This is a genomic window from Streptomyces sp. NPDC088785, from assembly GCF_044750685.1.
Lineage (GTDB): Bacteria > Actinomycetota > Actinomycetes > Streptomycetales > Streptomycetaceae > Streptomyces.
Map to the genome: position 1 here is coordinate 565,875 of NZ_JBIVKH010000003.1, position 24,524 is coordinate 590,398.

Sequence of the window (24,524 nt, forward strand, 5' to 3'; positions counted from 1 at the left end):
CGGGCCTTGGTACTCCGAGGAAGGAGTTCGCGCCGAGGCATTCGGCATCGGACGCCATACGGCCCAGCCAGGTCGGATGTCGGCCGCGGTCGCCGGTACGAGGGCGTAGAAGAGGCACGAGAACTGGTCGGCGAAGACCGGGCCGCCCACAGTGCGGACGAGGTAGTCGCGAACCCGCTCCGGAGTATCGGTTTCCGCTGCGGCGTGGACGACGGTGGCCGGGATGCGTACGGCGGTGAAGGTGACCCCGCCGCGAGAGTGCCTCCGACACCACTGAGGAGGCGCTCGCCCGCAGTTCGGGAGAGGACGAGGTCCGTGTCGCCCTGGTACTCGTCGATCCTGAACAAGGAGAGTGGAAGGCGCACTTCGCCGGACGCGGCGTTGATCTGCGGTGCGGCTCCGCGGCGCAGCGATGCGTGCAAGGGAACGGGGGTGGTCACGGTGCTCCCAGCGGTAGACGGTCCGGACGAGGAACGTCACCGTAGGGCGCGGATCAACCGGGAAGGGGGCCGAGTTGGCCCCCTTGCAGGGTCTGGCCCCGTCGCTTTCGGCCACCCGGCACAGGCCCGCCACGCGGCGTCGGAATACCTCTACGTGCCTCTATCCGGGAGCGGCCACGCCGACCTTCTCGGCGAGCTCACCGGCCTCCCGTCGCAGCGCACGCGGTGCCTTCCGCCACAGGTCTGCGGCCACGGCGCGGGCCGATGGTGTGTACGCGACCGTCTCGGCCGCGATGTCGTGGGCGAGCTTCATGACGTGCAGCGCCGCCGTCCTGTCCCCGCGCTGGAGGTGCCCGCGGGCGACCTCGATCCAGAGCCGGGCCTGGCGTTCCTTCGACGGCATGATGTCGGGGTCGATGTCGTGCGCCAGGCCGATCGCCTTCTGTGCCTTGCGAAGATCCGTCGCGACGGACACCTGGTGGAAGTCGACGTTGGCTCGGCCGAAAACCGTCGACGGATGCACGTACGAGGCTGAAAGGCTCTTCGCGACCTCGTTGCCCTTGTCCCAGCAGCGCCAGGCGTCGCCCTCGTTGCCTTCGCGAGCGTGCGTGACGGCGGCGTGCAGGTGCAGAGCGCCGTAGATGCCGCGCCAGTCGTCGGGAGCGTCGTCCAGGTGCGGGCGGAGCAGGTCGCCGGCCTCGGTGACGACGCGCAGCGCGTCGTCCGGGTACGACGTCTCCCGCAGGATGTTGCCCATGTTCCAGGCGGCGGCCGCGATGGCGGCGGGGTCGTCCGCGTCCTGGGCGGCTGCCAGAGCCCGGTCGGCGACGATCCAGGCCATCTCCGCCGGGGCGATGTACGCCGTCGCCTGGCCGGTGAGGCGGTAGATGTCCGAGAGCGCGACGAGCGCGGTCCGGCGCTCCGGTCCGTCCAAGACGCGTACAGCAGCCTCGCCATCCCGGATCAGCTCCGGAAGCTGGGCACCGACCTCGGTCCGGTTGCTCCCGGAGTTGTGCCACAGGCGCCAGGACTGGTTCACCCGGCCCTGGAGGGCCGCCGGGTTCGGGAGCGCCGAAGGTGCCGTCACGAGGCCGAAAGGCCGCTTCATCACAACTGCCCAAATGGCAGGCATGCCAGGGTGGTTGAGTCCGCCGGTCGGCACGGGGTGTCCGGCGTCCGAGTCCTGGCCGGTGATCACGGAGAGGTCCGGCACCTGAAGGGCGGCGGCCAGCCTGAAAAGCAGGGAGTAGGAGCGCAGTTCACGGTCGCCGTTCTCGATGCGCTTGAGCCAGTCCGGGCCGCGGCCGCACATCTGGGCCAGGACGGGGCGGGGCATGCCGCGCGACTCCCGAAGGAGCCGGATGCGTTCACCCACACTCAGGTTGTCGGGGATTTCCACGGGGTGCCCCCTTGCAGTCGACCTGTGAGCCGTCTGCGTCAGCGTACGGGCGGAGGCAGCTTCGGTGGTGGGGCGATAGCCATCGGGCAAGCACACCGATACTCAGTGATTCGAGTGGTGTTGGGCCGGCGGATGGACGCGGCTGCTATGCGGCTAGATCGGCGCGGACGCCTAGGAGGTCTTGCAGCTTGGCGACCGTGTCCGCCTCGCGCGTCGCGAGCACGGTGGTGATGCCCAGGGCCTCGGCGGGCGGAAGGTTCACCGGGTGGTCGTCGACGAACACGCAAGCTGACCCGGGTAGCCCGAGGCGCTCCAGCGTCAGTTGATAGATCGCCGGGTCCGGCTTCGCCATTCCGACGACCTCGGAAATCACGTGGACGTCAAACAGGTCCCAAATACCGGCATGCACATACGGGTTGAAGGGATCCAGGCCGAAACTGTTCGACAAGAGCGCGAGCTTGTATCCCGCCTCCTTGGCGGCCCGCGCGACAGCGGCCACATGCTGCGCCGCAGGCACCCCCGCCCAGGCGCGCCCCATCAGATTCGACGGCTCGACGTGGGCACCGAGCAGGCTCGCGGTGCCCTCGTTCCACGTGGCTTGACTGATCTGCCCGACTTCCAGTGCCGCGTACAGCCGTCGGCCCTCGGGATGCCGGCCGAGGGCGGAGCGCCACGCCTCGGGTTGGAGTCCTTCCGATTCACACCACGCGCGGTGCACGGAGCGGGGGTCGCCGGTCAGCACCCCGGCGAAGTCCAGGATGAGTCCGCGCGGGGCGTTGTGGTCGGCGGCGGTCGTCGGCTGCGGCATGCGGCGTGCTCCCTCTCCGTTGGCCTCGCGGGGGACGCTACCGCCCTTCGGCGCGCGGGGGACTAAAGGCCACCTGAGACAGGTTCTGCTGCCCGGACCGGGAAGGGGTCCGGGTGGTCAAGCTCGGGCCGGCCAGGGCCCGTGAGCGCCGCCGCGGTTGTCGGGGCAGTTCGGTCGGGCGAGTGGTGGGCGTCGGCTTCGCGGTGGGGCGGACGTGCCGGGATGCCGTACCGAGCTACGGGTCTGGGCCGCGATGGCTCGGTGCTGGGGGCTAGGAGGGCTGGGCCTCGCCAGGTCCCCAGGCGTCTCCCTTGCGGACGTTGCAGATCCAATGGGCCGCCTGCAGGCTCTCAGCCGTGTGCTCCCCGCCCTCCGCGACTGGTTCGATGTGATCGAGGGTGGGGGACCACATGTCCGGCCACTCGACGTCGGGGCTCATCGGCCGGCCGCATATCCGGCAGACCCAGTGGTCGCGTTAGTAGATATCGAACGGGTCCACTTGGTCGGCGGCGGCCTTGAGCGTGCCGAAGCCGCGCATGCGGACCTGATAGCTGTTGCGGGCCCGAGTGGAGCGTCGCTGCTTGTGAGAACGGGCTGTGTATGCCGGAGTCCACAGGGTGGGGATCGGTTCGGCGACGCAGACCCAGGCTTCCCAGTCGTAGGTCTTCCCGCTCTCGTCCATGTTGCGAAATATCTCGTTCTGCCAGTGCCACTGACGCCCGTCATCCCCCGTGAAGGATGTCTCCTGCACGAGAGGGCGTTCCTGGCCGGGCACCTTGGTCCACACGGGGTGCGGTCCGTGTAAGCGAGGAGCGCACCCGTTTCCTGGTGGCTCGCGACCATTGGCTCCGCATCGGGTTCGGAGTTCCGGCGCACCAGGTCGACGAGCCAGTCGGCGCCCAGGGTGGTAGCCGTGGCGTACGTCGTGATGGAGCCGTGCCGCTCGACGACATCGCCCTCGATGGGACCCAACCCGTAGAACTCGTAGGGGAAGTCGTCGTCGGCGGTCCTGGTGCGGAAGACTCGAGGCTCCCGTGCGGCTGCGAACCGAGCGCGCTGCTCGGTATCGGCGGAGGACCGGTCACCGTGATCCGCGATGGCGGTCACGTCGATCTCGCCCCTCCCGATCCATGCCTTCGTGCGTCGCTTCAGCGTGGTGTTGCACTGGCCGGAGCAGACGTGCCGGTCACGGTGCTCCCAGTGCGCATTCTTCGGCACGGGCTCGCTGCAGATCCGGCAAGGTTCGCCGCCGGTGGCGCGTTCGGCAGCCGCGAGGATCGGGTTCCAGTAAGGATCACCATGAACCTCCCGAGTCCTGGTGAGGTCGGGCACGGGCGGCGTCCCCGGCATGAGCGTCTGCTTCGGGCGAGGCATCTTCGGCGCGTCCTTCGGGCGTTCGGTGCGCTGCTTTTTGGCGGCCGAGGTACGGCAGGGGTCGGAGCAGTACTTCTGGCTGCGCGGGCGCCAGTACTCCATGACTGTGCCGCAGGCCGCGCACGGGCGGCCAACTCGCTCGGGGACGCCGTCACCGGTGCTGTCAACGATCCCCGGAGATGCAGGAGGGGCCCGATCCGCGATGCGGATCAGGCCCCTGACCTGGTGTTTCAGCTGTCGGGGTGGCGGGATTTGAACCCACAACCTCTTCGTCCCGAACGCGATTGCGGGCCCGACTGACCTGGTACGACTGGCGTGCGACCTGGGCAAACACCCCAACTTGAGTCCGCCGTTGTCCATAGAGGTCCATGAGGGACTGCGGTCGGTGGCCCCCTTTTTGGCCCCCTTCACTTCTGTCCTGTGCCCCGCCACCTGGCGTGCGCTGCGGTACGTCGCCCGCAAGCGCTCCCGCCGGACTCCCTCCCACTGTCCTGCGCGAACCTACCTATCGGTGCAGCTCATCGGCAGAGATCAACGAGCTGAGAAAAAGGCAAGTTGAAGATTACAAGCCACATGCGCGGTTCATTAGTCTTGCGCTACTGTTCACGTCGACGTAATTCGTGACGAGCTGGGGGTTGAGGATGGCCGAGGGGATTTCGAGCACCGAGCTGATTCCGATTGAGAGTCAGACGAAGACCATACAAACGTGTTTCCAACAGTGCTTGTACGAGATTCCTAACTTTCAGCGTCCTTACAGTTGGTCACGGGAGCAGCTTGCCGATTTCTGGGAAGACGTCATCTTGGCGAAGGGGGATTTCTTTTTCGGGTCCACGGTAACGTGGGTCAGCGAAAAGAGGGACCTTTTCAGTGACACTTATTCGATCATTGACGGTCAGCAGAGGCTGACTACGAGCGCAATCCTTCTATCTGTGGTTCGCGACGCTTTCAAAGAAGTGGCTAAAAATTACGCGAATGACGATGATTTCGATGTAAGTACGGCCAATGGCCAGGCCGATACAACTCAGAAATATTTGATGGTCAAGGACGACGACGGTAAGAGTTATCCGGTTTTGCGCCGCCCGGAGGAAATGTTCTACGAGGTTATTCAGAACCCAAATGTCATTCCGTCGGGGGCGAAATGGAATGTTAGCGCCAAGCGGATCGGGGAGGCGCGAACATTCTTCGAGGTGAAGATTCTAGACGAGATCAATGAGTTGTCGCCAGGTGAGCAAGTGGAGCGCCTGAAGTCCATTAGGTCCAACGCCTTGAAGGCGCGCGTGATCCAGGTTGAGTTGGCATCTGAGGAAGATGGCTTTCTGGTTTTCGAAACGCTGAATACGCGTGGGGCAGACTTGCGCTTGTCGGACCTCGTGAAGAACCTCCTGATTCGCGGCGGCTCCACTAAAGCCGACGATCGAACGGCGATAACGGCCCGTTGGGAAAGGATCGTCGATACCGTTCAGGACGGTCGCGTAGCGACAGATGTCGTCGACAGATTTATTTGGCAGTCCTGGAACTCGAGGCGGGAGGCGGTAAAGGAGCCTGAGCTTTTCAAGGAGATTAGCCGCAGGGTGGGCTCCGATCCTGATGCGCATCTCTCTTACCTGGCGGAGCTTGAAGCGGATGCAGATACATATGCGTGGCTAGAGTATGAGGATCTGCAGGTTCAGCCGAGAGTGCAGGGCGTGCGTAATGCCTTTACGATTTCAGAATTTGTTGACAGCGTTCGCGCGCTCGCGATCTTTAATGTCTCTGTGGCTAACTCGACTGTCATGGCTGTAGCGCGCAAGTTCCGGGAGGTGAAATTCATCAGGCAACCTCATGTAATTGAAGTCATGAGGCTTGTTGAAGCTTTCCACTTCCAGAATACTGCCCTAACGAATAGTAGTTCTACTGGTGGAACGCGGGCTCGTTATAATCGATTCGCCGTCCGCTTGGAGGAGGCTAAGTCCACCCGTGAGGTCGCGGATGCTATTGCAGACTTGAAGGATAAGCTTCGCGCCAGCCTGCCGGATCGAGCGAGTGCTCACCGAGCGTTTTGTAACTTGTTCTATGCGCCCTCGCTTCAGCTGAATCAAAAGCAGAAGATCCGGTCGCGCAAGATCTTTATCGCTTACGTATTGATGTCTTTCGCGAAGGCGGCGGACTCGCTGCCGGCGGGACAGGATCTCAAGGCGTGGTCGATTGAGCACATCAAGCCACAATCAAGCGCCGAGAGGGACTATCGCGATCCAGTCTATTCGATCGGTAACCTGACGCTGCTCACCGCTCGCCTTAATAGCTCCCTGGGGGATGCTCCTCTGCCATCCAAGGTTGAGGAACTTAAGAAGGGGAGGGCGTATTTCGATGCGGAGCTCGAATCGTGGGAGAAGAGTGGTGCTGATTCGCCGTCTGACGCCCAGATCGAGGGCAGGTCGCGCCTACTGGCGGACGATGCGTTGGACCGAGTTTGGAGTCTGTAGGTAGGCGAAGTGGGTGCTGGGCGCGCACGGAAACCGTGAATTATTTCCAAACGCGCCCAGGGGGATAGGCTGCAAGGGAGGGGTCTGATTGGCCGCCTTTGAGGAGGTGCCTTTAAAAGGGCATATGCTCAGGTGATGCCACGCAGCGGAATCCTGTGTCGTCGGCGTCGTTCGTGGCTGACGGGACCCCACGGAACAGAGGGCTCGTGAAGGCGCTGCCCCGAAGCTCGTACCGCCCCGGGACGGTCGGCGACGCCAGCCATTCCCAGACGTTGCCCACCATGTCGTAGACGCCGTAGGGCGAGACGTCGCTGTGGTACCGGGAGACGGAGGTCGTGCCTTCGACCCCGGTCTCTCGGACGTTGCACTTCGCGGCAGTCTTCTGGTCGCCCCACGGGAAGGTGCGGCCGGACGTTCCGCGTGCCGCCTTTCCTGATCCGCGCCGCCGCCCTGCGCGAGGCCGAGGGCACCCTGTCCGGCGACGCTGCCGGGCCGGCCCCGACCGCGGACACGGTGGCGAGCGTGCTGGACGACGTCGCCGCGGTGCTGGGCCAGGGCGAGGCCAAGGTGTGGTCCGAGACCATCGTTGACCGCCTCGCCGACCTGCGCCCCGACGTCTACGGCGCGTGGGCGGAGCTGGAGGCCAAGCCGAAGGCCGAAGCGCTCACCGCAGCGCTCAAGCCGTACGGCGTGGCCACCGGCCAGATCAGTCGCCGCATCAACGGTGAGCAGCTCAACAAGCGCGGCATCAAGCGCGACGACATCGCCCATGCGATTACGGAGCGCAACAACAAGAGGGATGCCGGATAGGTCCCGCAGCTTGCTACCGGTAGCGGCATCCGTCGCTACCGGTAGCAACCCTGCTAGCGACCCAAACCGCCCCTGATCAGGCCGCGAGCAAGTAGCGACCCACCTGCGCAAACCCCGGAAACCTGCCTGAGAGGCCCTGCGATGATCCTCTTCACGCTCGCTACCGTCTCCCTCCTGCTCGTCACCTTCTGCTACAGCGTCAAGTGCTGGCTGTCCCCGTTCGGCGACTGCCGGCAGTGCGACGGCATGGGCCACGAGATCAAGTACGACCGCAAGGGCAAAGCCAAGCGCGGCAAGGACTGCCGACGCTGCAAGGCCACCGGCAAGCGGATACGGGTCGGCCGACACCTCTACAACGTCAGCCGCTGCACCTACCGCGCCGGCACCCGCTGATGGCCACCGTGCTGCGCCTCGCCGCGCTCGGCATCGCGCTCGGGCTGCTCCTCACGTCCTGCCCCGCCCGCTGACCCGAAAGGCAACCGACCCATGGTCGTCACGATCCCGCTCGTGCTCCTGCTCGCCGCCGGACTGCTCGTGCTCCTGCGCTTCAAGGCGCTCGGGAGCGGCGCCGCGGTCATCGCCGTCCTCTTCGGCTTCTACCTCGCCTCCACCGACGCCAACGACAGCGTCAACGGCCTCGTGACCGCGATCACCAACGCCATCCCGAACATCGGAAGTTGAGGAGAGTCGCCGTGAACGAGCCCACCACATACCGCGCGCCGCAGAGCGCCGGCGCCGTCCACTACCCCGCACCGATCCCTACCGCGGCGCCGCTCGTGCCCGTGCAGCCGGGCCACATCCCCGCCGTGCTGCCCGACGGGCGGGTCGTCACCGGCTACGCCGTCACCCCCGCGCAGCCCGAACCGTTCGCGCTCGAGCCGCCCGTCTCCCGGGCCGCGGTGAACGTCGCCCTCGGCGGCGTCGGCTTCCTCGCCGCGTGCGGCGGACTGCTGATGCTCACCACGTTCATCGCCGCACTCGCCGCGCTCATCCAGCAACTCATCATCCTCGCCGCGGTCGTCTTCGGCGGGTTCATCGCCGTGCAGATCCTCGGCAGTTCGGGCCGCGGCGGTTCGACCACGGTCAACATCCGCAAGGCCGTCATCAAGCGCAACCACTTCCACGGCTGAGAAGGGAACTTCATGGACGCACACGACGACTTCGACGACTGCCCCACCTGCGACGACGAGCAGGACAGCGGCGAGATCTACCCGCACTGCTGCGGCTGCGGCGCCGACGGCAGCAGTGAACGCCCGGACTGCACCTGCGCCTAGCTACGCCAAGGGCGGCCCCCGCATCTCGCCAAAGAACCGGGGCCGCCCTTGTCCACCTGCCCTCAACAGGCCTGTGGAGGTCTCCCAGCATGACGCATCCCAGTACCACCCGGCGAGACCCTCTCGCCGCGGCCCTGGACGCCGCCGCACGCGGCTGGCACGTCTTTCCCCTCCGTCCCGGCACCAAGCGTCCGGCCCTGCACGGCGAGACCGCACAGCCTGTGGACACACCGAGCGTGGGCGCCCGAAAGGTGGTCGCCGAAGGCGTCCGCACTGCTCGTGGTCTTGACCCGCGCGGCGACGACGGACGCCGCCCGATCGCGTGGCTGACCATCAACGCGTCCGGTCGCGGCACGACCCCGACCGCCACGTCGTGGTGCGCGTGCGGACGCGACCGCAGCGCCGTAGGGCAGCGCCGCGTGCTCGCCCTGATCACCGACCACGAGACGCACCGCACCGCGTGCCCCCTGCGCAACCCCCAGGAAGGACGGGCCGCCGCATGAGTGACCAGCCCACCACCGCCCCCGCCATCGACGGGGCCGGACTGCTGAACGAGGTAGAGGCTTTCCACCGGCGCTTCAACGTCTTCCCCACTGAAGCCGCCTACGTCGCCGTGACGTTGTGGGACGCCCACGCTCACCTGCTCGACTGCTTCGGGTCCACCCCGCGCCTTCCTCTCTCCGGAACCAGGGTCCGGGAAGTCCCGAGCACTGGAGATCGTGGAACCCTCGAGCCCAACCCGATGGCCGCGGTCGACGCCGCCGCCCTCTTTCGGGCCGTGTCCGGGGTCGACGGGCAACGCCCCACGATCCTCTTCGACGAGATCGACACCATCTTCGGCCCCGAGGCCGGAGAGAACGAACAGCTCCGCGGGTTCATCAACGTCGGCCACCGGCGCGGCAAGGTCATGTACCGATGCGTCGGCGACGGGGCGAACCAGACCGTGCAAGCCTTCCCCTCGTACACCGCCGTGGCGGTCGCCGGACTCGGCTCCCTGCCCGACACGATTCTGACCCGCTCCGTCATCATCCGCATGCGCCGCAGGGCGAGGAACGAGAAGGCAGAGGCCTACCGCTCACGCATCCACGAGAAGGAAGGGTTCGCCCCGCGCGACCGCCTCGCCAAGTGGGCAGAGCAGGCAGGCGAGCAGGTCTCCGGGGCATGACCGGAGATGCCCGAAGGCGTCACCGACCGGCCCGCAGACGTGTGGGAACCCCTGCTCGCCGTCGCCGACGCGGTCGGGGGCGCGTGGCCCAAGCGGGCCCGCGCCGCCTGCACCGAACTGGTCAAAGGCTCCCAGGTCAACGACAAGGGCAGCATCGGCATCCGTCTCCTCACCGACCTGCGCGACCACGTCATGGTCGGCGTCGACCGACTGCCCACCATCGCCGTACGCTACACCCCAGGTCAGCGACCCAATCCCTGTAGCGGCACCACCCCGATGTAGCGGCTACGGCCCGCGTCCCCACGTAGCGCCGTAGCCGCTACATGCCGCGCGTCCGCTACACAAACACCCCCGCTGACCTGCGATGTAGCGGATGTAGCGGACTTCTGAGAAGGCCCCCAGACACCCACCCCGTGGGGGCACTCAGCATGAGCACCGTTGCTGAACCTGTCGAGCAGCTCCTGTACCGACCGGAAGAGGCCGCGACCGTTCTCAGGATCGGACGTTCGATGGTCTATGAGGAGATGCGCCTCGGACGACTCCAGACCGTCCGCATCGGCCGTCGCCGACTCGTGCCGCCGGAGTACATCGCTCAGTACGTCGAACTCCTCAAGCGCGAAGCGGAAAACTCCGCCTGACCAACCATCACCAACTTCGGGCCGCGCCTTTCGAGGCGCGGCCCGTTCTCTTGCTCCGAAAGGCGAACCAGGAATGACAGATCCCGAACTTCCGAAGCGTGGCCGCAGGGCAGGGAACGGAGAGGACACGATCTACTGGGACTCGGCGAAGAACCGCTACGTCGGTGCGGTGTCCCTCGGATACGCCCCGAACGGCGAGCGTCGTCGCCCCAAGGTCTACGGAAAGACCAAGACCGAGGTTCGCCAGAAGATCCGTGACCTGAAGAAGGAAGTGCAGTCGGGCGTCAAAGCGCCGGCCAACTACACCGTGACCGACGCGGTGAAAGACTGGCTTGAGCGAGGACTCAAGGGACGCGAGGAGAAGGGCACCATCGGCAAGAACAGGTCGATGGCGAACAAGCACCTGATCCCGCTCATCGGCAAGGCCAAGTTGAAGGATCTCAGCGCGGACGACGTCGACGACTGGTTGGACGAGCGGGCCGAGTTCCTCGCGACTCGCAGTCTCCGAGACCTGCTCGCCATCCTGCGCCGATCCATCGCCCATGCTCAGCGCAGGGACAAGGCCGCGCGCAACGTCGCACTGCTCGTCACCGCACCAGAGGGCCGACCGGGACGCCCGAGTAAGGCACTCAACCTGAAGCAGGGGCAAGCCGTACTCATCGCTGCGGGCCCGTCACGGCTGTATGCCTACCTTGTGCTTTCGCTCCTGAGCGGTGTGCGTACCGAGGAGGCGCGACCCCTCACCTGGGATCACGTTTTCCTGGAGACCGAGGATGGCGTACCGCCCCACGTCGCCGTATGGCGCTCAGTGCGAAAGCACGGCGACACGAAGACCAGAAGGAGCCGCCGGACTATCGCTCTGCCGAGGCAGGTGGTCGATGTGCTCGAAGAGCACAAGCGATGGCAGCAGCAGGAGTGTGCGTCGAAGGGCAGAGAGTGGAGTCCTACCGGCCGCGTGTTCACAACACGGACCGGGGAGCCGCTTGACGCGGCGAACGTCCGACGCGACTTCAAGGCCATCGTCAAGAAGGCCGGACTGAAGCCGGAGTGGACGCCGCGAGAGCTGCGGCACAGCTTCGTCTCGCTGCTCTCGGACCATGGCATCCCGTTGGAGCGCATCGCGCAGCTTGTCGGCCACAGCAGTCAGGCGACGACGGAAGCCGTCTACCGGAAGCAACTCCGACCGGTCATCACGGAGGGCGCAGAGGTCATGGATGAGATCTTTGCCCGACAGGACGAGGATCCCGTCGACGAGGCGTGACCAAAACCGTTTGGCCCCCTGTTTGGCTCCCCAAGCACGACAGAGGCCACATACGGAAATCCGTATGTGGCCTCTGACCAGCGTCGGGGTGGCGGGATTTGAACCCACGACCTCTTCGTCCCGAACGAAGCGCGCTGCCAAGCTGCGCCACACCCCGATGTCGTTGCTCCGGTTCCCGCTGTGAGGCAGGTCCTGGCGACGTCGTTTACTTTAGCCCACCGGGGCCCGGAGACGAAATCCGGTTTTGGGGGGAGCGGATCTCGGGCCTGACGTGGTCCAGGGCGACCAGGATCAGCGCGAGGACGTAGAAGGCCAGGCCGAAGACGACGGCGTTGGTGAGGACGCCCGGGTAGCCGTGGGCGTCGACGTCCAGGAACGGGTACGGGTAGCGGGCCGGCGTGCCCGGGCTCATGATCGCGCCGCGGACCAGGGCGAAGCCGAAGTAGGCGAGCGGGTAGAGCAGCCAGAGGGCCGCGTGGCGCAGGCGGAGTCGGCCGGGGCGGGTCAGCAGGAGCCAGTCCAGGAACACGCCGATGGGCGTGACGGTGTGCAGGAGCTGGTTGGAGACCGTGCGCCAGCCCGTGATGGCGTGGTCCGCGTCGTCCGTCATGGAGAAGCCGGACGAGGAGTTGGCCAGCACGAAGTGGTAGACGAGCCCCGTGATGCAGATGAAGAGCAGCGTGCCGCCCGTCAGAACGGCGGGCAGCGGCTGCCGGGCGGACCAGGCGCGCGCGGCCGACAGGGCGAGGACCAGCGCGACCAGGATGTTCGACTGGATCGTGAAGTAGCTCAGGACGCGCGGGACGCTGTCGCTGATCGTCAGGTCGATGACGATTCCGGTCAGGGCGGCGAGGGCGATCAGGGCCCGGACGGCCGCCGCGACGGGGCGGCGGCGGACCGGGACGACCGCCTCCGCCGGGACGGAGGCGGAGGAGCTCGGCGTGATCATGCGATCCACCGTACGTCCAGGGTCTCGGACCGGCCCCGGAAACAGGACCGGACGCCCGTCGCGGCTCATCCGGACACGCTGGTCATGCCGACCCGGCGGTACACCGACACCGACCCGTGCTCGTATCGCCTACCGCCCCGGCACCAGCGTCATCAGCGTCGCCTCTGGCGGGCAGGCGAAACGGAACGGGGTGTAGCGGTTCGCGCCGCAGCCCGCCGAGACGTGCAGGTAGGAGGTGTGGCCCTCCGCCGTGTGCCGGGAGAGTCCCTTGACGCGGTCGGTGTCCAGGTCGCAGTTGGTGACCAGGGCGCCGTAGAAGGGGATGCACACCTGGCCGCCGTGCGTGTGTCCGGCCAGGATCAGCGGATAGCGGTCCGCGGCGAACGCGTCCAGGACCCGCAGGTACGGGGCGTGCACCACGGCCATCGTGAAGTCCGGGCCGGCCGTGGGGCCGCCCGCCACCTCCGCGTACCGGTCGCGCTTGATGTGCGGGTCGTCCACGCCGGTGAAGCCGATCTCGACGCCGGACAGCTTGAGCGAGCCGCGGGTGTTGGTGAGGTTCAGCCAGCCGGCCTCGTCGAAGCCGTCGCGCAGGTCCTCCCACGGGTTGTGGATGGCGCCGACGACCGGCGGGTTCCCGTTCAGCCCGTGGCGGCCCTGCACCTTCTCCAGCAGGTACCGGGCGGGGTTGCGGGGCCGGGGACCGTAGTAGTCGTTGGACCCGAACACGTAGGCGCCCGGGAACTCCATCAGCGGCCCGAGCGCGTCGAGCACCTCGGGTACGCCCTCCGGGTCGGAGAGGTTGTCGCCCGTGTTGATGACGAGGTCGGGGCGGAGTCCGGCCAGCGAGCGCAGCCAGCGCTGCTTCTTGCGCTGCCCGCCGACCATGTGGATGTCGGAGACCTGGAGGACGCGCAGCGGCTGCATACCGGGGGGCAGGACCGGGACCGTGACGCGTCGCAGGCGGAAGGAGCGGGCTTCGTAACCCGCGGAGTAGGCGACGGTGGCGGCGCCCGCCGCCACGACACCAGCAGAGATCTTCAGGGGAATCCCGTATCGCGCGCGCATGTGCCCCATCGTGTCAGACCGCCGGGGCCCCGGAAATCGGCGGGCGGGACGCCACGTACACCTGCGACAATCGCGTCATGACCACGCTCAAGTCGAAGCTGCACGACGACCTCAACGCCGCGATCAAGGGGCGTGACGAGCTGCGCTCCTCGACGCTCCGGATGACCCTCGCCGCCATCACGACCCAGGAGGTCGCCGGCAAGGAGAAGCGCGAGCTCGCCGACGACGAGGTGCAGGCCGTGATCGTCAAGGAGGCGAAGAAGCGCCGCGAGGCCGCCGAGGCCTTCGAGAAGGGCGGGCGCGCCGAGTCCGCCGCCCGTGAGCTGGCGGAGGGCGAGGTGCTCGCCGAGTACCTGCCGCAGCAGCTGTCCGACGCCGAGCTGGAGCAGATCGTCGGCCAGGCGGTCGAGGAGGCGAAGGCGGCCGGCGCCGAGGGCCCCCGCGCCATGGGCCAGGTCATGAAGATCGTGAAGCCGAAGGTCGGGGACCGCGCCGAGGGCGGCCGGGTCGCCGCCGCGGTCAAGAAGCTGCTCGCCGGCTGAACCCGGGCCCCGGGTCACTCCTCACGGACGACGACATCACGGACGACACACAGACGCCATACAGACGGCATCACTGATGACTGAAGGGGCGCCTCCGGACGGGGGCGCCCCTTCAGCCATCAGTGTGTTCGGGCCGCTCAAGCAGCTCAGAGAAGCCGGTCGCGGCCCGGGGACCCGCTAGCGGCCCCAGCCCCCACCGTTCCCACCGTCCCCGTTGCCGTTGCCGCCATTGCCCTGCCCCTGGAACAGTCCGTCGGGAAGGCCGGTGCCGGCGCCGGTGTCGCCGGCGGGCTTGCCGTCGTCGTGGCCCTGGCCGCCGCCCTGGTCGCCCCGGTCCGGGTCCTTGTTCTTGTCCTTGTCCAGGTCCGGGATGTCGACCGTGGTGAAGCCCGGCGCCTCCTTGCCGGACAGCGCGCCGGTCATGGCCGCCCGCCAGATCGGCCCGGGCGTGTCGGCGCCGTAGACCTTGGCGTGGTAGCGGCCGCCGATGGTGATGTTCTCCATCTCGACGCCCTGCGAGGCGCTGCCGACCCACACCGCGCCCGACAGGTTCGGCGTGTAGCCCACGAACCAGGCGTTCTTACGGGCGTCCGTCGTACCCGTCTTACCGGCGTTGTCCCGGTCGGGGAGGCCGGCCTGCTGGCCCGTGCCGGAGTCGGTCACGCCGCTGAGCAGCGTATTGATCTTGTCGGCGGTCTGGGTCGACATGGCGCGCGAGCACTTCGACTTCGGCACGGCCAGCGACTTGCCGTTCGCGTCGGTGATCGACTCGATGGCGACGGGGGTGCAGTACGTGCCCTCGTTGGCGAACGCGGCGTACGCGGAGGCCATCGTCAGCGGCGACAGACCCGTCGAACCGAGGGTCATCGACGAGGGCACCTCGGGCACCTTCGTGCCGTTGCCCTGCACGACGCCCAGCTTGTCGGTCATCTGGACGACCGGGCACATGCCGGTGTCGGCGAGCATCTCCACGAAGTACGTGTTGATGGACTTCTCCATCGCCTCCTTGAGGCGATAGGGGCCGGACTCCGACTCGTTCTCGTTCTCCAGCTTGTAGCCGCCGTCGTTCTTCCACGGCTTGCCGCTGCACGTCTGCACGGTGCTCGGGTACGGCATCTGGTACGGCGCCGGGTAGCTCTGGGTGATCGGCGTGCCGTTCTCCAGGGCGGCCGCCGCCAGGAACGGCTTGAACGTCGAACCGGTCGGGAAGCCGAAGTTCGAGCCGTGGTAGGCCGAGTTGACCGAGTAGTTGATCGACGTCTCGTTCTTGCCGTAGCCGTACGGCTTCGACTGGCCCATGCCGAGGATCTTGCCGCTGCCCGGCTCGACCAGCGCGACCGCCGAGGCGACCGAGTCGGTCTGGTACACGTTGCTCCTGAGGGAGGTCTGCACCGATGCCTGGGCCTGCGGGTCGAGGGTCGTCCTGACCGTCAGACCGCCGCGGCTCCAGAGCTTGGCGCGCTTCTCCTTCGTCTTGCCGAACGCCGGGTCGTTCTTCACGACCTGCTCGACGTAGTCGCAGAAGAAGGCCGCGCCCTTGACCGAGGTGATGCAGCCGTTCTGCGGCTTGCTGACCTTCAGGCCGAGGCCCATCTGCTTGGCCTTGTCGGCCTCGCCCTGCGAGATGTCGTGGACGTCGGCCATCCGCTGGAGCACCACGTTGCGCCGCTTCTTCGCCTCGGCCTCGTCGTTCACCGGGTCGTAGCGGCTCGGCGACTGCACGATGCCCGCGAGGAGCGCGGACTCCTGGACGTTCAGCTCCTTGGCCGACTTCGAGAAGTAGCGCTGGGACGCGGCCTCGACGCCGTACGCCTGCTCACCGAAGTACGTGATGTTCAGGTAGTTGGTGAGGATCCGCTTCTTGCCGAGGTCCTTCTCGATCTGGATCGCGTACTTCAGCTCGCGGACCTTGCGCCCGATCGTCTGCTGGGTCGCCTGCGCCAGCTTCGTCGGGTCGTCGCCCGCCTCCTCCATGAACACGTTCTTCACGTACTGCTGGGTGAGGGTCGAGGCGCCCTGGGCGACGCCGCCGCCCCGCGCGTTCGCGTTGATGGCGCGCAGGATGCCCTTCGCGTCGATGGCCCCGTGCTCGAAGAAGCGCGAGTCCTCGATCGCGACGATCGCCTTCTGCATGTAGGGGGAGATCTCGTCGAGCTTCACCACGGTGCGGTCGCGGTCGTAGACCGTCGCGATCTTGCCGCCCTGGGCGTCCAGGATCGTGGTGCGCTGGCTGAGCGGTGGCTGCTTCAGCGCGGCCGGTGTGTCGTCGAACTCCTCGACCGAGCCTTTGGCGGCCAGGCCGAGCGCGCCCGCGGCGGGCAGCGCGATGCCGGCGAGCACGGCTCCCGCGAGCACGCTGACACCGAGGAACTTGGCGGCCTGTTGAGCCGGCGACATACCGCCGCCGTCACCGGCCGAGCGCTTCTTTCCCATGCAGGGCAGCCTACGTTCTGATTCTCCGGACAGGCGTATATGCCTTGGCCTAAGCTGCACTCAACTGTCACAGCAGTGCGGTCTCGTATCAAGACGTGGGACGGCCCCGAAACGTTCCCGGCATTTCTTCTCTACCTCGGACGTGCCTCTTGTAGTCATTCCTGAGGCTCTCGCGACCCCTCGCGAAGGGCCCGGAAGGTGTCCGAAACCGCCTCGTGTGTCATCCGACGCCCGTTGTGGCCCAAGTGAACTGTCCCTGTTTGCCGGGGTTGTTACGCATGTCTCTCGGTCACTCCGTCGGGTGATCTGCCGCTTACGCATAGTCCGTTCGGGCCATTCAAGATTGGGCCCGAAGGGGGTGTTGCGCTGTGCCCACCTTCCGTAACGTCCTCAACTGGCGGCGGTGAATATGCCGCTGCCGCCGTGGGGGAGCCTCGATTCGGGAGAGGACGGCGCCGGTATGGGCTGGGTAGTCGACTGGAGTGCGCAGGCGGCCTGCCGCACTACCGATCCGGATGAACTGTTCGTTCAAGGAGCAGCGCAGAACCGGGCGAAAGCGGTGTGCACGGGATGTCCCGTGCGGACCGAGTGCCTGGCGGACGCGCTGGACAATCGCGTCGAGTTCGGCGTGTGGGGTGGCATGACGGAGCGGGAGCGCCGCGCGCTGTTGCGCAGGCGTCCGACCGTCACCTCGTGGCGCCGGCTGCTGGAGACGGCGCGTACGGAGTACGAGCGCAGTGCGGGTCTCCTGCCCGCGGAGCTCGACAACGACGAGACGTACGAGAGGTTCGCCGCCGTCGGGTAGGCCGGATGCATCGCATCGGGCAGACCGGATCGGGCAGGCCGCATCGGGCAGACCGGGTCGGGTAGGCCGGATGCATCGGGCGGCCCCACGGTCGGGCTCGACAGACGGCATCGTCAGGAGACGGCATCGTCAGGCCCGACAGGACGGCGTCGCGCCCCTTCGTGCCGGAGCCGAGTCGTGGGGCGTGCAGCCCCGTGATCCGCTCCGGCCCGCGACCGCACTGCCGACGTGCGGGCGCGTACGGCTCATTCAGCTCCGGCCGGAGTGCCACCGGCCGCGAGCCGGTCCCCGATGTCCCTGAGGCCCGCCAGGTCGTGCACATCGCCGGGCAGCGCCGCGATCTCGGCGACGGCGACCTCGGGGTGGAGCGCGGTGAAGCGGTCACGCGTGCGCCGTTCGCGCGCGACGAGCCGCATCCGCTCGGCGTGCAGCCGCAGGAGCCCTGCGGTCAACTGCTCGGTGCTGGGCTGTGCGGACGTCTCCGCTGCGGCGGGGGAGCCTGACGCGGGAGCCGGTGCCGGACCCGACTCGGAAGCGGAGTCAGGGCCTGTGCCTGTCGTGCCATGTGCCGTGGAAGCGGTCTCGGGACTCGTCTCGGGACTCGTCTCGGGGTCGGTCGCGTGGTCGGTCGCGGAGCCTGTCTCGGGGCCTGTCTCGGGGGGAGTACGCACCTCTTCCTTCCCGGTGGTCTGATCCACAATGCCGCCGTCGTCAAGATTTTCCGCGGCGGCGAGCGCCCGCTCGGCGGACAGCCCGTCGGCGCCGCTGCCGTGCACCCGGTTGAGCACCAGGCCGGCGAGCGGCATCCGCTCCGCGGCCAGCCGCTCCACGAAGTACGCGGCCTCGCGCAGCGCGTCCCGCTCGGGCGCGGCCACCACGAGGAAAGCCGTACCGGGCGCCTGGAGCAGTTTGTACGTGGCGTCGGCCCGGGTCCGGAACCCGCCGAACATGGTGTCCATCGCCGCCACGAACGTCTGTACGTCACGCAGCAGCTGCCCGCCGAGGAGCTTGCCGAGCGCGCCCGTCATCATCGACATCCCGACGTTCAGGAACTTCATCCCGGCCCGCCCGCCGACCTTCGCGGGCGCCATCAGGACGCGGATCAGCTTGCCGTCGAGGAACGAGCCGAGCCGCTTGGGCGCGTCCAGGAAGTCGAGCGCCGAGCGCGACGGCGGGGTGTCGACGACGATCAGGTCCCAGGTGTCCCGGGCCCTGAGCTGGCCCAGCTTCTCCATCGCCATGTACTCCTGCGTGCCCGCGAAGCCCGCCGAGAGCGACTGGTAGAAGGGGTTGCTCAGGATCGCCTCCGCCCGCTCGCCGTCCGCGTGCGCCTCGACGATCTCGTCGAAGGTGCGCTTCATGTCGAGCATCATGGCGTGCAGCTCGCCGCCCGCCGCGTCGCCGGTGGCCTCGACGCCCTTCACCCGGCGCGGGGTGTTGTCCAGGGAGTCGATGCCCATCGACTGGGCGAGCCGCCGGGCCGGGTCGATGGTCAGCACCACGACCTTGCGGCCGCGCTCGGCGGCGCGCAGGCCGAGCGCCGCGGCGGTCGTGGTCTTGCCGACGCCGCCGGAGCCGCAGCAGACCACGATGCGGGTCGCCGGGTCGTCGAGCAGCGGGTCGATGTCGAGCGCGCCTGCCGGGTTCAGCGTCATCGAAGCGGTCCCTCAGATCCCTTGCTGTCGCAGTTCCTCGGCGAGTGCGTACAGCCCCGCCAGGTCCAACCCCTCGGTGAGCAGCGGAAGTTCGTGCAGCGGCAACTCCGCCCCGGTGAGCAGCTCGCGCTGGGCGCGCTCCAGGACGTACCGCTCCGCGTACTCCTCGGCCTGCGCGAGCAGCGGCCCCACGAGCCGCTTCGCGCCGCTGAGCCCGGCCGCCGTCAGGGCGCCGGTGACGTCCGGCGCGACCGACGGCGAACGGGTCAGCGCCAGGGCGGGTTCCCCCAGGAGCGCGGGCCGCACCATGTTCACCATGATCCGTCCCACGGGCAGGTGCGCGGCGCGCAGCTCCGCGACCCCGTCGAGGGTCTCCTGCACCGGCATCTCCTCCAGGAGGGTCACCAGGTGCACCGCGGTCTGCGGGGACTTGATGACCCGCATGACCGCCTGGGCCTGATTGTGTATCGGCCCCATCCGGGCCAGCCCGGCGACCTCGTCGTTCACGTTCAGGAAACGGGTGATGCGGCCGGTGGGCGGCGCGTCCATCACCACGTAGTCGTACGCGTACCTGCCCTGCTTGTCCTTGCGCCGGACGGCCTCGCACGCCTTGCCGGTCAGCAGGACGTCCCTGAGGCCCGGCGCGACGGTCGTGGCGAAGTCGATCGCGCCCAGCTTCTTCAGGGCGCGGCCCGCGCCGCCCAGCTTGTAGAACATCTGGAGGTAGTCGAGCAGCGCCAGTTCCGGATCGATGGCGAGCGCGTACACCTCCCCGCCGCCGGGCGCGACGGCGATCTTCCGTTCCTCGTAGGGGAGTGCTTCCGTCTCAAAGAGCTGTGCGATGCCCTGCCTGCCCTCCACCTCCACCAGGAGAGTGCGCTTGCCCTTCGCCGCGAGGGCGAGCGCGAGTGCGGCGGCGACCGTGGTCTTTCCGGTACCGCCCTTGCCGCTGACGACCTGGAGCCTGCTCACGTATTCGAGCGTAACCAGAACGCGGCCCGATCACGCAGCAGCCTCCGGAACGACGCACCTGACTTCGGCGGCTACAGTCGCCCTCATGGCTAAGAAGTGGGAGTACGCGACTGTGCCGCTACTGGTGCACGCGACGAAGCAGATCCTGGACACCTGGGGCGAGGACGGCTGGGAGCTCGTCCAGGTCGTGCCCGGTCCGAACAACCCCGAGCAGCTGGTGGCGTACCTGAAGCGGGAGAAGGGCGCGTGAGCGGCGCGGTGGAGGCGCGGCTCGCCGAGCTGGGCCTGACCCTGCCGCCCGTGGTGCCGCCCGTCGCCGCCTACCAGCCCGCCGTGCGGTCCGGTGTCTACGTGTACACGGCGGGCCAGCTCCCGATGGTCGACGGCAAGCTGACGCTGACCGGCAAGGTCGGCGCCGAGGTCACCGCCGAGCAGGCCAAGGAGCTGTCCCGGGTCTGCGCGCTGAACGCGCTGGCCGCGGTGAAGTCCGTCGCCGGTGACCTGGACCGCATCGAGCGGGTCGTGAAGGTCGTCGGCTTCGTCGCCTCCGCCGCCGACTTCACCGGGCAGCCCGGTGTCGTCAACGGCGCCAGCGAACTGCTCGGCGAGGTCCTCGGCGACAAGGGCGTGCACGCGCGCAGCGCCGTCGGCGTCGCCGTGCTGCCGCTGGACGCGCCGGTCGAGATCGAGATCCAGGTGGAGCTGACCCCGGAGGCCTGAGCCTCTTCGGGGCCCACCGGCTCCGACGTCCCCGCGCTCCGGCCGAGCGACGCGTGTGCGGGGGCGTGGGGGTGCCGGGGGTGCGGGGGGTTCCGCGGGGGCGCGGGGAACTGTCCGAAAAACACTCCCGGGCGTTCGGCTGTTGGTCGTCCGGTCTCCGGGCGTTCGGCCTCTGACCGTATGTGCTCCGGCCGTCCGACGCCTGGCCCTTGGAACCGTGGCCTTCAGGCAACCGGCTGCCCGGCTCCCCAGCCCTCGGGCGCCCGCCCGCGCGACCCCCGGCTCGCTGATCCTCGGGTCCCCGGCTCCCCGGTCCCCGGCCAACTGGCCGTCTGATCCGTGGCCCCGGCCGGGCGCCCCCCCCGGCTCCCCGTCTTCGGACAACCGGCCGTCCGATCCTCGGCCCCGGCGTCTCGGACAACTGGCCGTCTGGTCCACGGCCCTCGGCCGTCCGACGCCTGGCCCTTGGAACCGTGGCCTCCAGGCAACCGGCCGCCCGGCTCCCCAGCCCTCAGGCGTCCAGCCGCGCGACCCCCGGCTCGCCGGTCCTCGGCTCGTCGGCCCTCGGGTCCCCGGCCCTCGGACAACCGGCCGCCTGGCCCTCGGCCCCCGGCCTCTTGGACAACTGGCCGTCTGGTCCACGCCCCCGGCCCCCGGCCGTCCGTCCCCCGTCCCCCGGCCGTCCGAACGCCCAGCTCGCCCGACCGTCGATACCCCAGCCCACCCGGCCTACGGTCGCCCAGCCAGCCAGCCAGCCAGCCAGCCAGCCAGCCAGCCAGCCAGCCAGCCAGCCAGCCAGCCAGTCCCGCGATCGCCAGCCCGCCCACCCCTCGACTCCCCAATCGGCCAGCGCCGCGATCGCCAGCCCCCAGTCCCCCCAGTCGCCCCCCCCCGCGATCACCAACCCCGCCCAGCCGTCCCCCGCCCCTCAGCCACCATCGCCCAGGCCCCGACCCGGACACCCCTCGAACATCCCGTCGAGTCGGGATAGCCTCCGGCCATGTCCAACGGCCAGTGGTACCCCCCGGAGTGGCCGGACCGCATCCGCGCCCTCGCCGCCGGCACGCTGACCGCCGCGACCCCGCGCCGCGCGGCCACCGTCATGCTGCTCAGGGACGCCCCGGACGCCTCCGGCGGCGGCCTTGAGGTGCACATGTTGCGCAGACGGACGTCGATGGCGTTCGCGGCCGGCGCCTACGCCTACCCCGGCGGCGGCGTCGACCCGCGCGACGACGACCGCCAGGTGCGCTGGGCGGGCCCCTCCCGGCAGTGGTGGGCCGAGCGGCTCGGCGTGCCGGAGGAGGAAGCCCAGGCGATCGTCTGCGCCGCCGTGCGCGAGACGTTCGAGGAGGCGGGCGTGCTGCTCGCGGGCCCGGCCCCGGACAGCGTCGTCGACGACACCACCGGCGCCCGGTGGCAGGCCGACCGGCAGGCACTGATCGCGCGCGACCTGTCCTTCGCCGAGTTCCTCCAGCGGCGCGGCCTCGTGCTCCGCTCCGACCTGCTCGGCGCGTGGGCCCGCTGGATCACCCCCGAGTTCGAACCGCGCCGCTACGACACCTGGTTCTTCGCGGCCGCGCTCCCGGCGGGCCAGCGCACCAGCGACGACTCCACCGAGGCCGACCGCACCGTGTGGATCGGCCCGGACCGCGCCGCGGCCGCCTACGACCGGGGCGAGTTGACGATGATGCCGCCCACCATCGCGACCCTGCGCACCCTCTCCGGCCACCGCACCGCCCACGACGCCCTCGCCGGGGCAGCGAGCCGCGACCTGACGCCCGTACTGGCGCAGGCCCGGCTGGAGGCGGGCGAGGTGGTGCTGTCCTGGCCCGGGCACGACGAGTTCACCAAGCACATTCCGACCGGCGGGAGCAACTGACCGATGACCGAAGCCGCCGCCCTGCCAGGACAGCCGCGCGGCGGGGTGCAGTCCGGCCCCGCCACCGCCCGCGCCGTCAACGTGCTCGCGCCCAACGCGTCCGCGATGACCCTCGACGGCACCAACACCTGGATCCTCGCCGAACCGGACAGCGACCTCGCCGTCGTGATCGACCCGGGCCCGCTCGACGACGGACACCTCAAGAACGTGATCGCCGTCGCCGAGAAGGCGGGCCGCCGGATCGCCCTCACCCTGCTCACCCACGGCCACCCCGACCACGCCGAGGGAGCGGGCCGGTTCGCCGAACTGACCGGCACGGCCGTGCGCGCCCTCGACCCGGCGCTGCGCCTCGGCGACGAGGGCCTGGCGGCCGGGGACGTCGTCACGACCGGCGGCCTGGAACTGCGCGTCGTCCCCACCCCCGGCCACACCGCCGACTCGCTGAGCTTCCATCTCCCGGCCGATCAGGCCGTGTTGACCGGCGACACCATCCTGGGCCGGGGCACGACCGTGGTCGCGCACCCGGACGGCAGGCTCGGCGACTACCTCGACACCCTGCGCCGGCTGCGCTCCCTCACCGTCGACGACGGGGTCCACACGGTGCTGCCCGGCCACGGGCCGGTCCTGGAGGACGCGCAGGGCGCCGTCGAGTTCTACCTCGCGCACCGCGCCCACCGGCTCGCCCAGGTGGAGACGGCCGTCGAGGACGGGTACGCGACGGCCGCCCAGGTCGTCGCCCACGTGTACGCGGATGTGGACCGCTCGCTGTGGCCCGCGGCCGAGCTGTCCGTCCTGGCCCAGCTCGACTACCTGCGCGAACACGGACTGATCTAGCGGGCCGCCCGGTCGGCCGGGCCCGGGCCCGGCCCGGGCCGCGTCAGGACCGCGGTGCGGGCCAGTCGATGGCGAGCGCCGCGATCCGTTCCGGGTCGGCGAGGATGTCGACGCCGACGACCCGGCCCGCGCGGAAGGTGAGCCACGCGACGCTGGCCACCCGGCCACCGGGCACGGTGATCATGCCCATGCCGTCGCCGACGAACGCGGGGACGCTGTCCGGTGCCATCCGCCCGTACAGCGAGGCCTGGCCGGCCACCTCCAGAGCGCCCCGCACCAGCAGCGCGGCCGTGTCCGGGCCCCGGTCGACCCGCAGCAGCACGTCGGGGTCGAGAAGCGCGAGCAGCGCCTCGAAGTCACCGGCGCGGGTCGCGGACAGCCAGGCACCGACGACCTCGCGCTGGCGGGCGAGGTCGGTGTCGGCCGGCGCGGTGGCGCCCTGCACCCGGCGGCGCGCCCGGCTGGCCAGCTGCCGGGTCGCCGCGGGCGTGCGCTCCACGATCGGCGCGAGGTCCTCGAACGGCACCGCGAACATGTCGTGCAGCACGAACGCCAGCCGCTCGGCGGGCGCCAGCGTGTCGAGCACCACCAGCAGGGCGAGCCCCACGGTGTCGGACAGCTCGGCCTCGTGCACCGGGTCCGCGGGCCTGACCACGGGATCCGGCAGCCGGAACGCGTCGCCGCCCCCGTCCTCCAGCGGCTCCTCGCGCCGGGTGGTCCTGGCGCGCAGCATGTCGAGGCAGATCCGCCCGACGACGGTCGTCAGCCAGCCGGCGAGGTTGCGCACCTCGCCCGCGTCGGCCCGCTGCAACCGCAGCCAGCTCTCCTGGACCGCGTCCTCGGCCTCGTTCAGCGACCCGAGCATCCGGTACGCCACGGCGCGCAGCCGCCCGCGTTCCGCCTCGAAGCGGGTGGCCAGCTCGGCCTGTGTGGTCATCGTGCGGTTCCTCCCCTGTGGCCCGGGGCCCTGCGCCCCTGTCCCCGTGTCCCGTCCTCCCGCGCGCCGGTGCGGCCCCCCCTCGGGGCGGGTGCGCCG

24 protein-coding genes, 1 tRNA gene and 3 pseudogenes are annotated in these 24,524 nt (G+C 69.0%); 16 read left to right on the forward strand and 12 right to left on the reverse strand.

The features are described 5' to 3' along the window. Positions 1 to 600 precede the first annotated feature (600 nt). The 4 genes from ACIP5K_RS13215 to ACIP5K_RS13230 form a co-directional block, all read right to left on the reverse strand. Positions 601 to 1,839 (reverse strand): helix-turn-helix domain-containing protein, encoded by a 1,239-nt coding sequence (locus tag ACIP5K_RS13215; RefSeq protein ID WP_401408593.1) that lies wholly within the window; start codon positions 1,837 to 1,839, stop codon positions 601 to 603. 145 nt (positions 1,840 to 1,984) lie between these two features. Further along, positions 1,985 to 2,647, reverse strand: a complete 663-nt coding sequence (locus ACIP5K_RS13220) for an HAD-IA family hydrolase (RefSeq protein WP_401408595.1) — start codon at positions 2,645 to 2,647, stop codon at positions 1,985 to 1,987. Between the two features lie 271 nt (positions 2,648 to 2,918). Beyond that, on the reverse strand, positions 2,919 to 3,101 hold the full coding sequence (locus tag ACIP5K_RS13225) for an HNH endonuclease (protein WP_401409002.1): 183 nt from the start codon (positions 3,099 to 3,101) through the stop codon (positions 2,919 to 2,921). A gap of 21 nt (positions 3,102 to 3,122) precedes the next feature. Beyond that, complete coding sequence (locus ACIP5K_RS13230) at positions 3,123 to 3,434, reverse strand: hypothetical protein (protein ID WP_401408598.1); 312 nt, start codon at positions 3,432 to 3,434, stop codon at positions 3,123 to 3,125. Between the two features lie 1,309 nt (positions 3,435 to 4,743). Between ACIP5K_RS13230 and ACIP5K_RS13235 the strand changes: the two genes are divergently transcribed. Beyond that, positions 4,744 to 6,483, forward strand: coding sequence for a DUF262 domain-containing protein (locus ACIP5K_RS13235; protein ID WP_401408601.1), 1,740 nt, complete (start codon positions 4,744 to 4,746; stop codon positions 6,481 to 6,483). 112 nt (positions 6,484 to 6,595) lie between these two features. Here ACIP5K_RS13235 and ACIP5K_RS13240 read toward each other — a convergent pair. Further along, positions 6,596 to 6,853 (reverse strand): annotated as a pseudogene (locus ACIP5K_RS13240) (SUMF1/EgtB/PvdO family nonheme iron enzyme); the annotation flags it as partial. 50 nt (positions 6,854 to 6,903) lie between these two features. Between ACIP5K_RS13240 and ACIP5K_RS13245 the strand changes: the two are divergent. From ACIP5K_RS13245 to xerC, 9 genes and pseudogenes are all read left to right on the forward strand, one after another. Beyond that, positions 6,904 to 7,293: a hypothetical protein gene (locus ACIP5K_RS13245; RefSeq protein ID WP_401408603.1), complete on the forward strand. Its 390-nt coding sequence runs from the start codon at positions 6,904 to 6,906 to the stop codon at positions 7,291 to 7,293. A gap of 141 nt (positions 7,294 to 7,434) precedes the next feature. Next, entirely contained in the window at positions 7,435 to 7,686 is a 252-nt protein-coding gene (locus ACIP5K_RS13250; RefSeq protein ID WP_401408606.1) for a hypothetical protein, read from the forward strand. A gap of 93 nt (positions 7,687 to 7,779) precedes the next feature. Further along, on the forward strand, positions 7,780 to 7,974 hold the full coding sequence (locus tag ACIP5K_RS13255; RefSeq protein WP_401408609.1) for a hypothetical protein: 195 nt from the start codon (positions 7,780 to 7,782) through the stop codon (positions 7,972 to 7,974). An 11-nt stretch (positions 7,975 to 7,985) separates the two neighbouring features. Further along, positions 7,986 to 8,423, forward strand: a complete 438-nt coding sequence (locus ACIP5K_RS13260) for a hypothetical protein (RefSeq protein ID WP_401408612.1) — start codon at positions 7,986 to 7,988, stop codon at positions 8,421 to 8,423. A 12-nt stretch (positions 8,424 to 8,435) separates the two neighbouring features. Further along, positions 8,436 to 8,567: a hypothetical protein gene (locus ACIP5K_RS13265; protein WP_401408614.1), complete on the forward strand. Its 132-nt coding sequence runs from the start codon at positions 8,436 to 8,438 to the stop codon at positions 8,565 to 8,567. An 89-nt stretch (positions 8,568 to 8,656) separates the two neighbouring features. After that, positions 8,657 to 8,788 (forward strand): annotated as a pseudogene (locus ACIP5K_RS13270) (bifunctional DNA primase/polymerase); the annotation flags it as partial. A gap of 278 nt (positions 8,789 to 9,066) precedes the next feature. Then, positions 9,067 to 9,960, forward strand: a pseudogene (locus ACIP5K_RS13275) (DUF3631 domain-containing protein); the annotation flags it as partial. Between the two features lie 200 nt (positions 9,961 to 10,160). Beyond that, positions 10,161 to 10,370, forward strand: coding sequence for a helix-turn-helix domain-containing protein (locus ACIP5K_RS13280; RefSeq protein WP_401408617.1), 210 nt, complete (start codon positions 10,161 to 10,163; stop codon positions 10,368 to 10,370). 73 nt (positions 10,371 to 10,443) lie between these two features. Continuing rightward, positions 10,444 to 11,631, forward strand: a complete 1,188-nt coding sequence (xerC, locus tag ACIP5K_RS13285) for a tyrosine recombinase XerC (RefSeq protein ID WP_401408620.1) — start codon at positions 10,444 to 10,446, stop codon at positions 11,629 to 11,631. 83 nt (positions 11,632 to 11,714) lie between these two features. On the opposite strand, the gene ACIP5K_RS13290 is transcribed toward xerC, so the two are convergent. From ACIP5K_RS13290 to ACIP5K_RS13300, 3 genes are all read right to left on the reverse strand, one after another. After that, positions 11,715 to 11,788: transfer RNA gene (locus ACIP5K_RS13290), tRNA-Pro, on the reverse strand. 48 nt (positions 11,789 to 11,836) lie between these two features. Then, positions 11,837 to 12,580, reverse strand: coding sequence for a Pr6Pr family membrane protein (locus ACIP5K_RS13295; RefSeq protein ID WP_401408623.1), 744 nt, complete (start codon positions 12,578 to 12,580; stop codon positions 11,837 to 11,839). Between the two features lie 129 nt (positions 12,581 to 12,709). Beyond that, positions 12,710 to 13,648, reverse strand: coding sequence for a metallophosphoesterase (locus ACIP5K_RS13300; RefSeq protein ID WP_401408625.1), 939 nt, complete (start codon positions 13,646 to 13,648; stop codon positions 12,710 to 12,712). A 77-nt stretch (positions 13,649 to 13,725) separates the two neighbouring features. Between ACIP5K_RS13300 and ACIP5K_RS13305 the strand changes: the two genes are divergently transcribed. Beyond that, positions 13,726 to 14,190 (forward strand): GatB/YqeY domain-containing protein, encoded by a 465-nt coding sequence (locus tag ACIP5K_RS13305; RefSeq protein ID WP_111662820.1) that lies wholly within the window; start codon positions 13,726 to 13,728, stop codon positions 14,188 to 14,190. A 177-nt stretch (positions 14,191 to 14,367) separates the two neighbouring features. On the opposite strand, the gene ACIP5K_RS13310 is transcribed toward ACIP5K_RS13305, so the two are convergent. Then, on the reverse strand, positions 14,368 to 16,623 hold the full coding sequence (locus ACIP5K_RS13310) for a transglycosylase domain-containing protein (RefSeq protein WP_401408629.1): 2,256 nt from the start codon (positions 16,621 to 16,623) through the stop codon (positions 14,368 to 14,370). 460 nt (positions 16,624 to 17,083) lie between these two features. Here ACIP5K_RS13310 and ACIP5K_RS13315 point away from each other — a divergent pair, with 460 nt between their 5' ends. Continuing rightward, a complete protein-coding gene (locus ACIP5K_RS13315) occupies positions 17,084 to 17,428 on the forward strand; it encodes a WhiB family transcriptional regulator (protein WP_181512524.1) in 345 nt (114 codons plus the stop codon). 245 nt (positions 17,429 to 17,673) lie between these two features. Here ACIP5K_RS13315 and ACIP5K_RS13320 read toward each other — a convergent pair whose 3' ends face one another. Together ACIP5K_RS13320 and ACIP5K_RS13325 are read right to left on the reverse strand one after the other, a co-directional pair. Further along, positions 17,674 to 19,083, reverse strand: a complete 1,410-nt coding sequence (locus ACIP5K_RS13320; protein WP_401408632.1) for an ArsA family ATPase — start codon at positions 19,081 to 19,083, stop codon at positions 17,674 to 17,676. Between the two features lie 12 nt (positions 19,084 to 19,095). Then, positions 19,096 to 20,055 (reverse strand): ArsA-related P-loop ATPase, encoded by a 960-nt coding sequence (locus ACIP5K_RS13325; protein WP_401408635.1) that lies wholly within the window; start codon positions 20,053 to 20,055, stop codon positions 19,096 to 19,098. A gap of 85 nt (positions 20,056 to 20,140) precedes the next feature. Here ACIP5K_RS13325 and ACIP5K_RS13330 point away from each other — a divergent pair, with 85 nt between their 5' ends. The 4 genes from ACIP5K_RS13330 (at position 20,141) to ACIP5K_RS13345 (ending at position 23,488) form a co-directional block, all read left to right on the forward strand. Next, a complete protein-coding gene (locus tag ACIP5K_RS13330) occupies positions 20,141 to 20,305 on the forward strand; it encodes a DUF4177 domain-containing protein (RefSeq protein ID WP_361554173.1) in 165 nt (54 codons plus the stop codon). Beyond that, a complete protein-coding gene (locus ACIP5K_RS13335) occupies positions 20,302 to 20,775 on the forward strand; it encodes a RidA family protein (protein WP_401408638.1) in 474 nt (157 codons plus the stop codon). Before ACIP5K_RS13330 ends, ACIP5K_RS13335 begins: the two co-directional genes overlap by 4 nt. 1,000 nt (positions 20,776 to 21,775) lie before the next feature. Then, a complete protein-coding gene (locus tag ACIP5K_RS13340) occupies positions 21,776 to 22,654 on the forward strand; it encodes an NUDIX hydrolase (RefSeq protein ID WP_401408639.1) in 879 nt (292 codons plus the stop codon). Between the two features lie 3 nt (positions 22,655 to 22,657). Further along, on the forward strand, positions 22,658 to 23,488 hold the full coding sequence (locus ACIP5K_RS13345; RefSeq protein WP_401408642.1) for an MBL fold metallo-hydrolase: 831 nt from the start codon (positions 22,658 to 22,660) through the stop codon (positions 23,486 to 23,488). A 43-nt stretch (positions 23,489 to 23,531) separates the two neighbouring features. Here ACIP5K_RS13345 and ACIP5K_RS13350 read toward each other — a convergent pair whose 3' ends face one another. After that, complete coding sequence (locus tag ACIP5K_RS13350) at positions 23,532 to 24,425, reverse strand: sigma factor (protein WP_401408644.1); 894 nt, start codon at positions 24,423 to 24,425, stop codon at positions 23,532 to 23,534. Between the last annotated feature and the right edge of the window lie 99 nt (positions 24,426 to 24,524).

Excerpts from the sequence above, each read along its gene's own strand:
- ACIP5K_RS13310 (WP_401408629.1), bottom strand. The coding sequence starts at position 16,623 with ATGGGAAAGAAGCGCTCGGCCGGTGACGGCGGCGGTATGTCGCCGGCT.
- ACIP5K_RS13220 (WP_401408595.1), bottom strand. The coding sequence starts at position 2,647 with ATGCCGCAGCCGACGACCGCCGCCGACCACAACGCCCCGCGCGGACTC.
- ACIP5K_RS13320 (WP_401408632.1), bottom strand. The coding sequence starts at position 19,083 with ATGACGCTGAACCCGGCAGGCGCGCTCGACATCGACCCGCTGCTCGAC.
- ACIP5K_RS13305 (WP_111662820.1), top strand. The coding sequence starts at position 13,726 with ATGACCACGCTCAAGTCGAAGCTGCACGACGACCTCAACGCCGCGATC.
- ACIP5K_RS13265 (WP_401408614.1), top strand. The coding sequence starts at position 8,436 with ATGGACGCACACGACGACTTCGACGACTGCCCCACCTGCGACGACGAG.
- ACIP5K_RS13280 (WP_401408617.1), top strand. The coding sequence starts at position 10,161 with ATGAGCACCGTTGCTGAACCTGTCGAGCAGCTCCTGTACCGACCGGAA.
- ACIP5K_RS13255 (WP_401408609.1), top strand. The coding sequence starts at position 7,780 with ATGGTCGTCACGATCCCGCTCGTGCTCCTGCTCGCCGCCGGACTGCTC.
- ACIP5K_RS13340 (WP_401408639.1), top strand. The coding sequence starts at position 21,776 with ATGTCCAACGGCCAGTGGTACCCCCCGGAGTGGCCGGACCGCATCCGC.
- ACIP5K_RS13295 (WP_401408623.1), bottom strand. The coding sequence starts at position 12,580 with ATGATCACGCCGAGCTCCTCCGCCTCCGTCCCGGCGGAGGCGGTCGTC.
- ACIP5K_RS13330 (WP_361554173.1), top strand. The coding sequence starts at position 20,141 with ATGGCTAAGAAGTGGGAGTACGCGACTGTGCCGCTACTGGTGCACGCG.
- xerC (WP_401408620.1), top strand. The coding sequence starts at position 10,444 with ATGACAGATCCCGAACTTCCGAAGCGTGGCCGCAGGGCAGGGAACGGA.
- ACIP5K_RS13250 (WP_401408606.1), top strand. The coding sequence starts at position 7,435 with ATGATCCTCTTCACGCTCGCTACCGTCTCCCTCCTGCTCGTCACCTTC.
- ACIP5K_RS13345 (WP_401408642.1), top strand. The coding sequence starts at position 22,658 with ATGACCGAAGCCGCCGCCCTGCCAGGACAGCCGCGCGGCGGGGTGCAG.
- ACIP5K_RS13350 (WP_401408644.1), bottom strand. The coding sequence starts at position 24,425 with ATGACCACACAGGCCGAGCTGGCCACCCGCTTCGAGGCGGAACGCGGG.
- ACIP5K_RS13315 (WP_181512524.1), top strand. The coding sequence starts at position 17,084 with ATGGGCTGGGTAGTCGACTGGAGTGCGCAGGCGGCCTGCCGCACTACC.
- ACIP5K_RS13300 (WP_401408625.1), bottom strand. The coding sequence starts at position 13,648 with ATGCGCGCGCGATACGGGATTCCCCTGAAGATCTCTGCTGGTGTCGTG.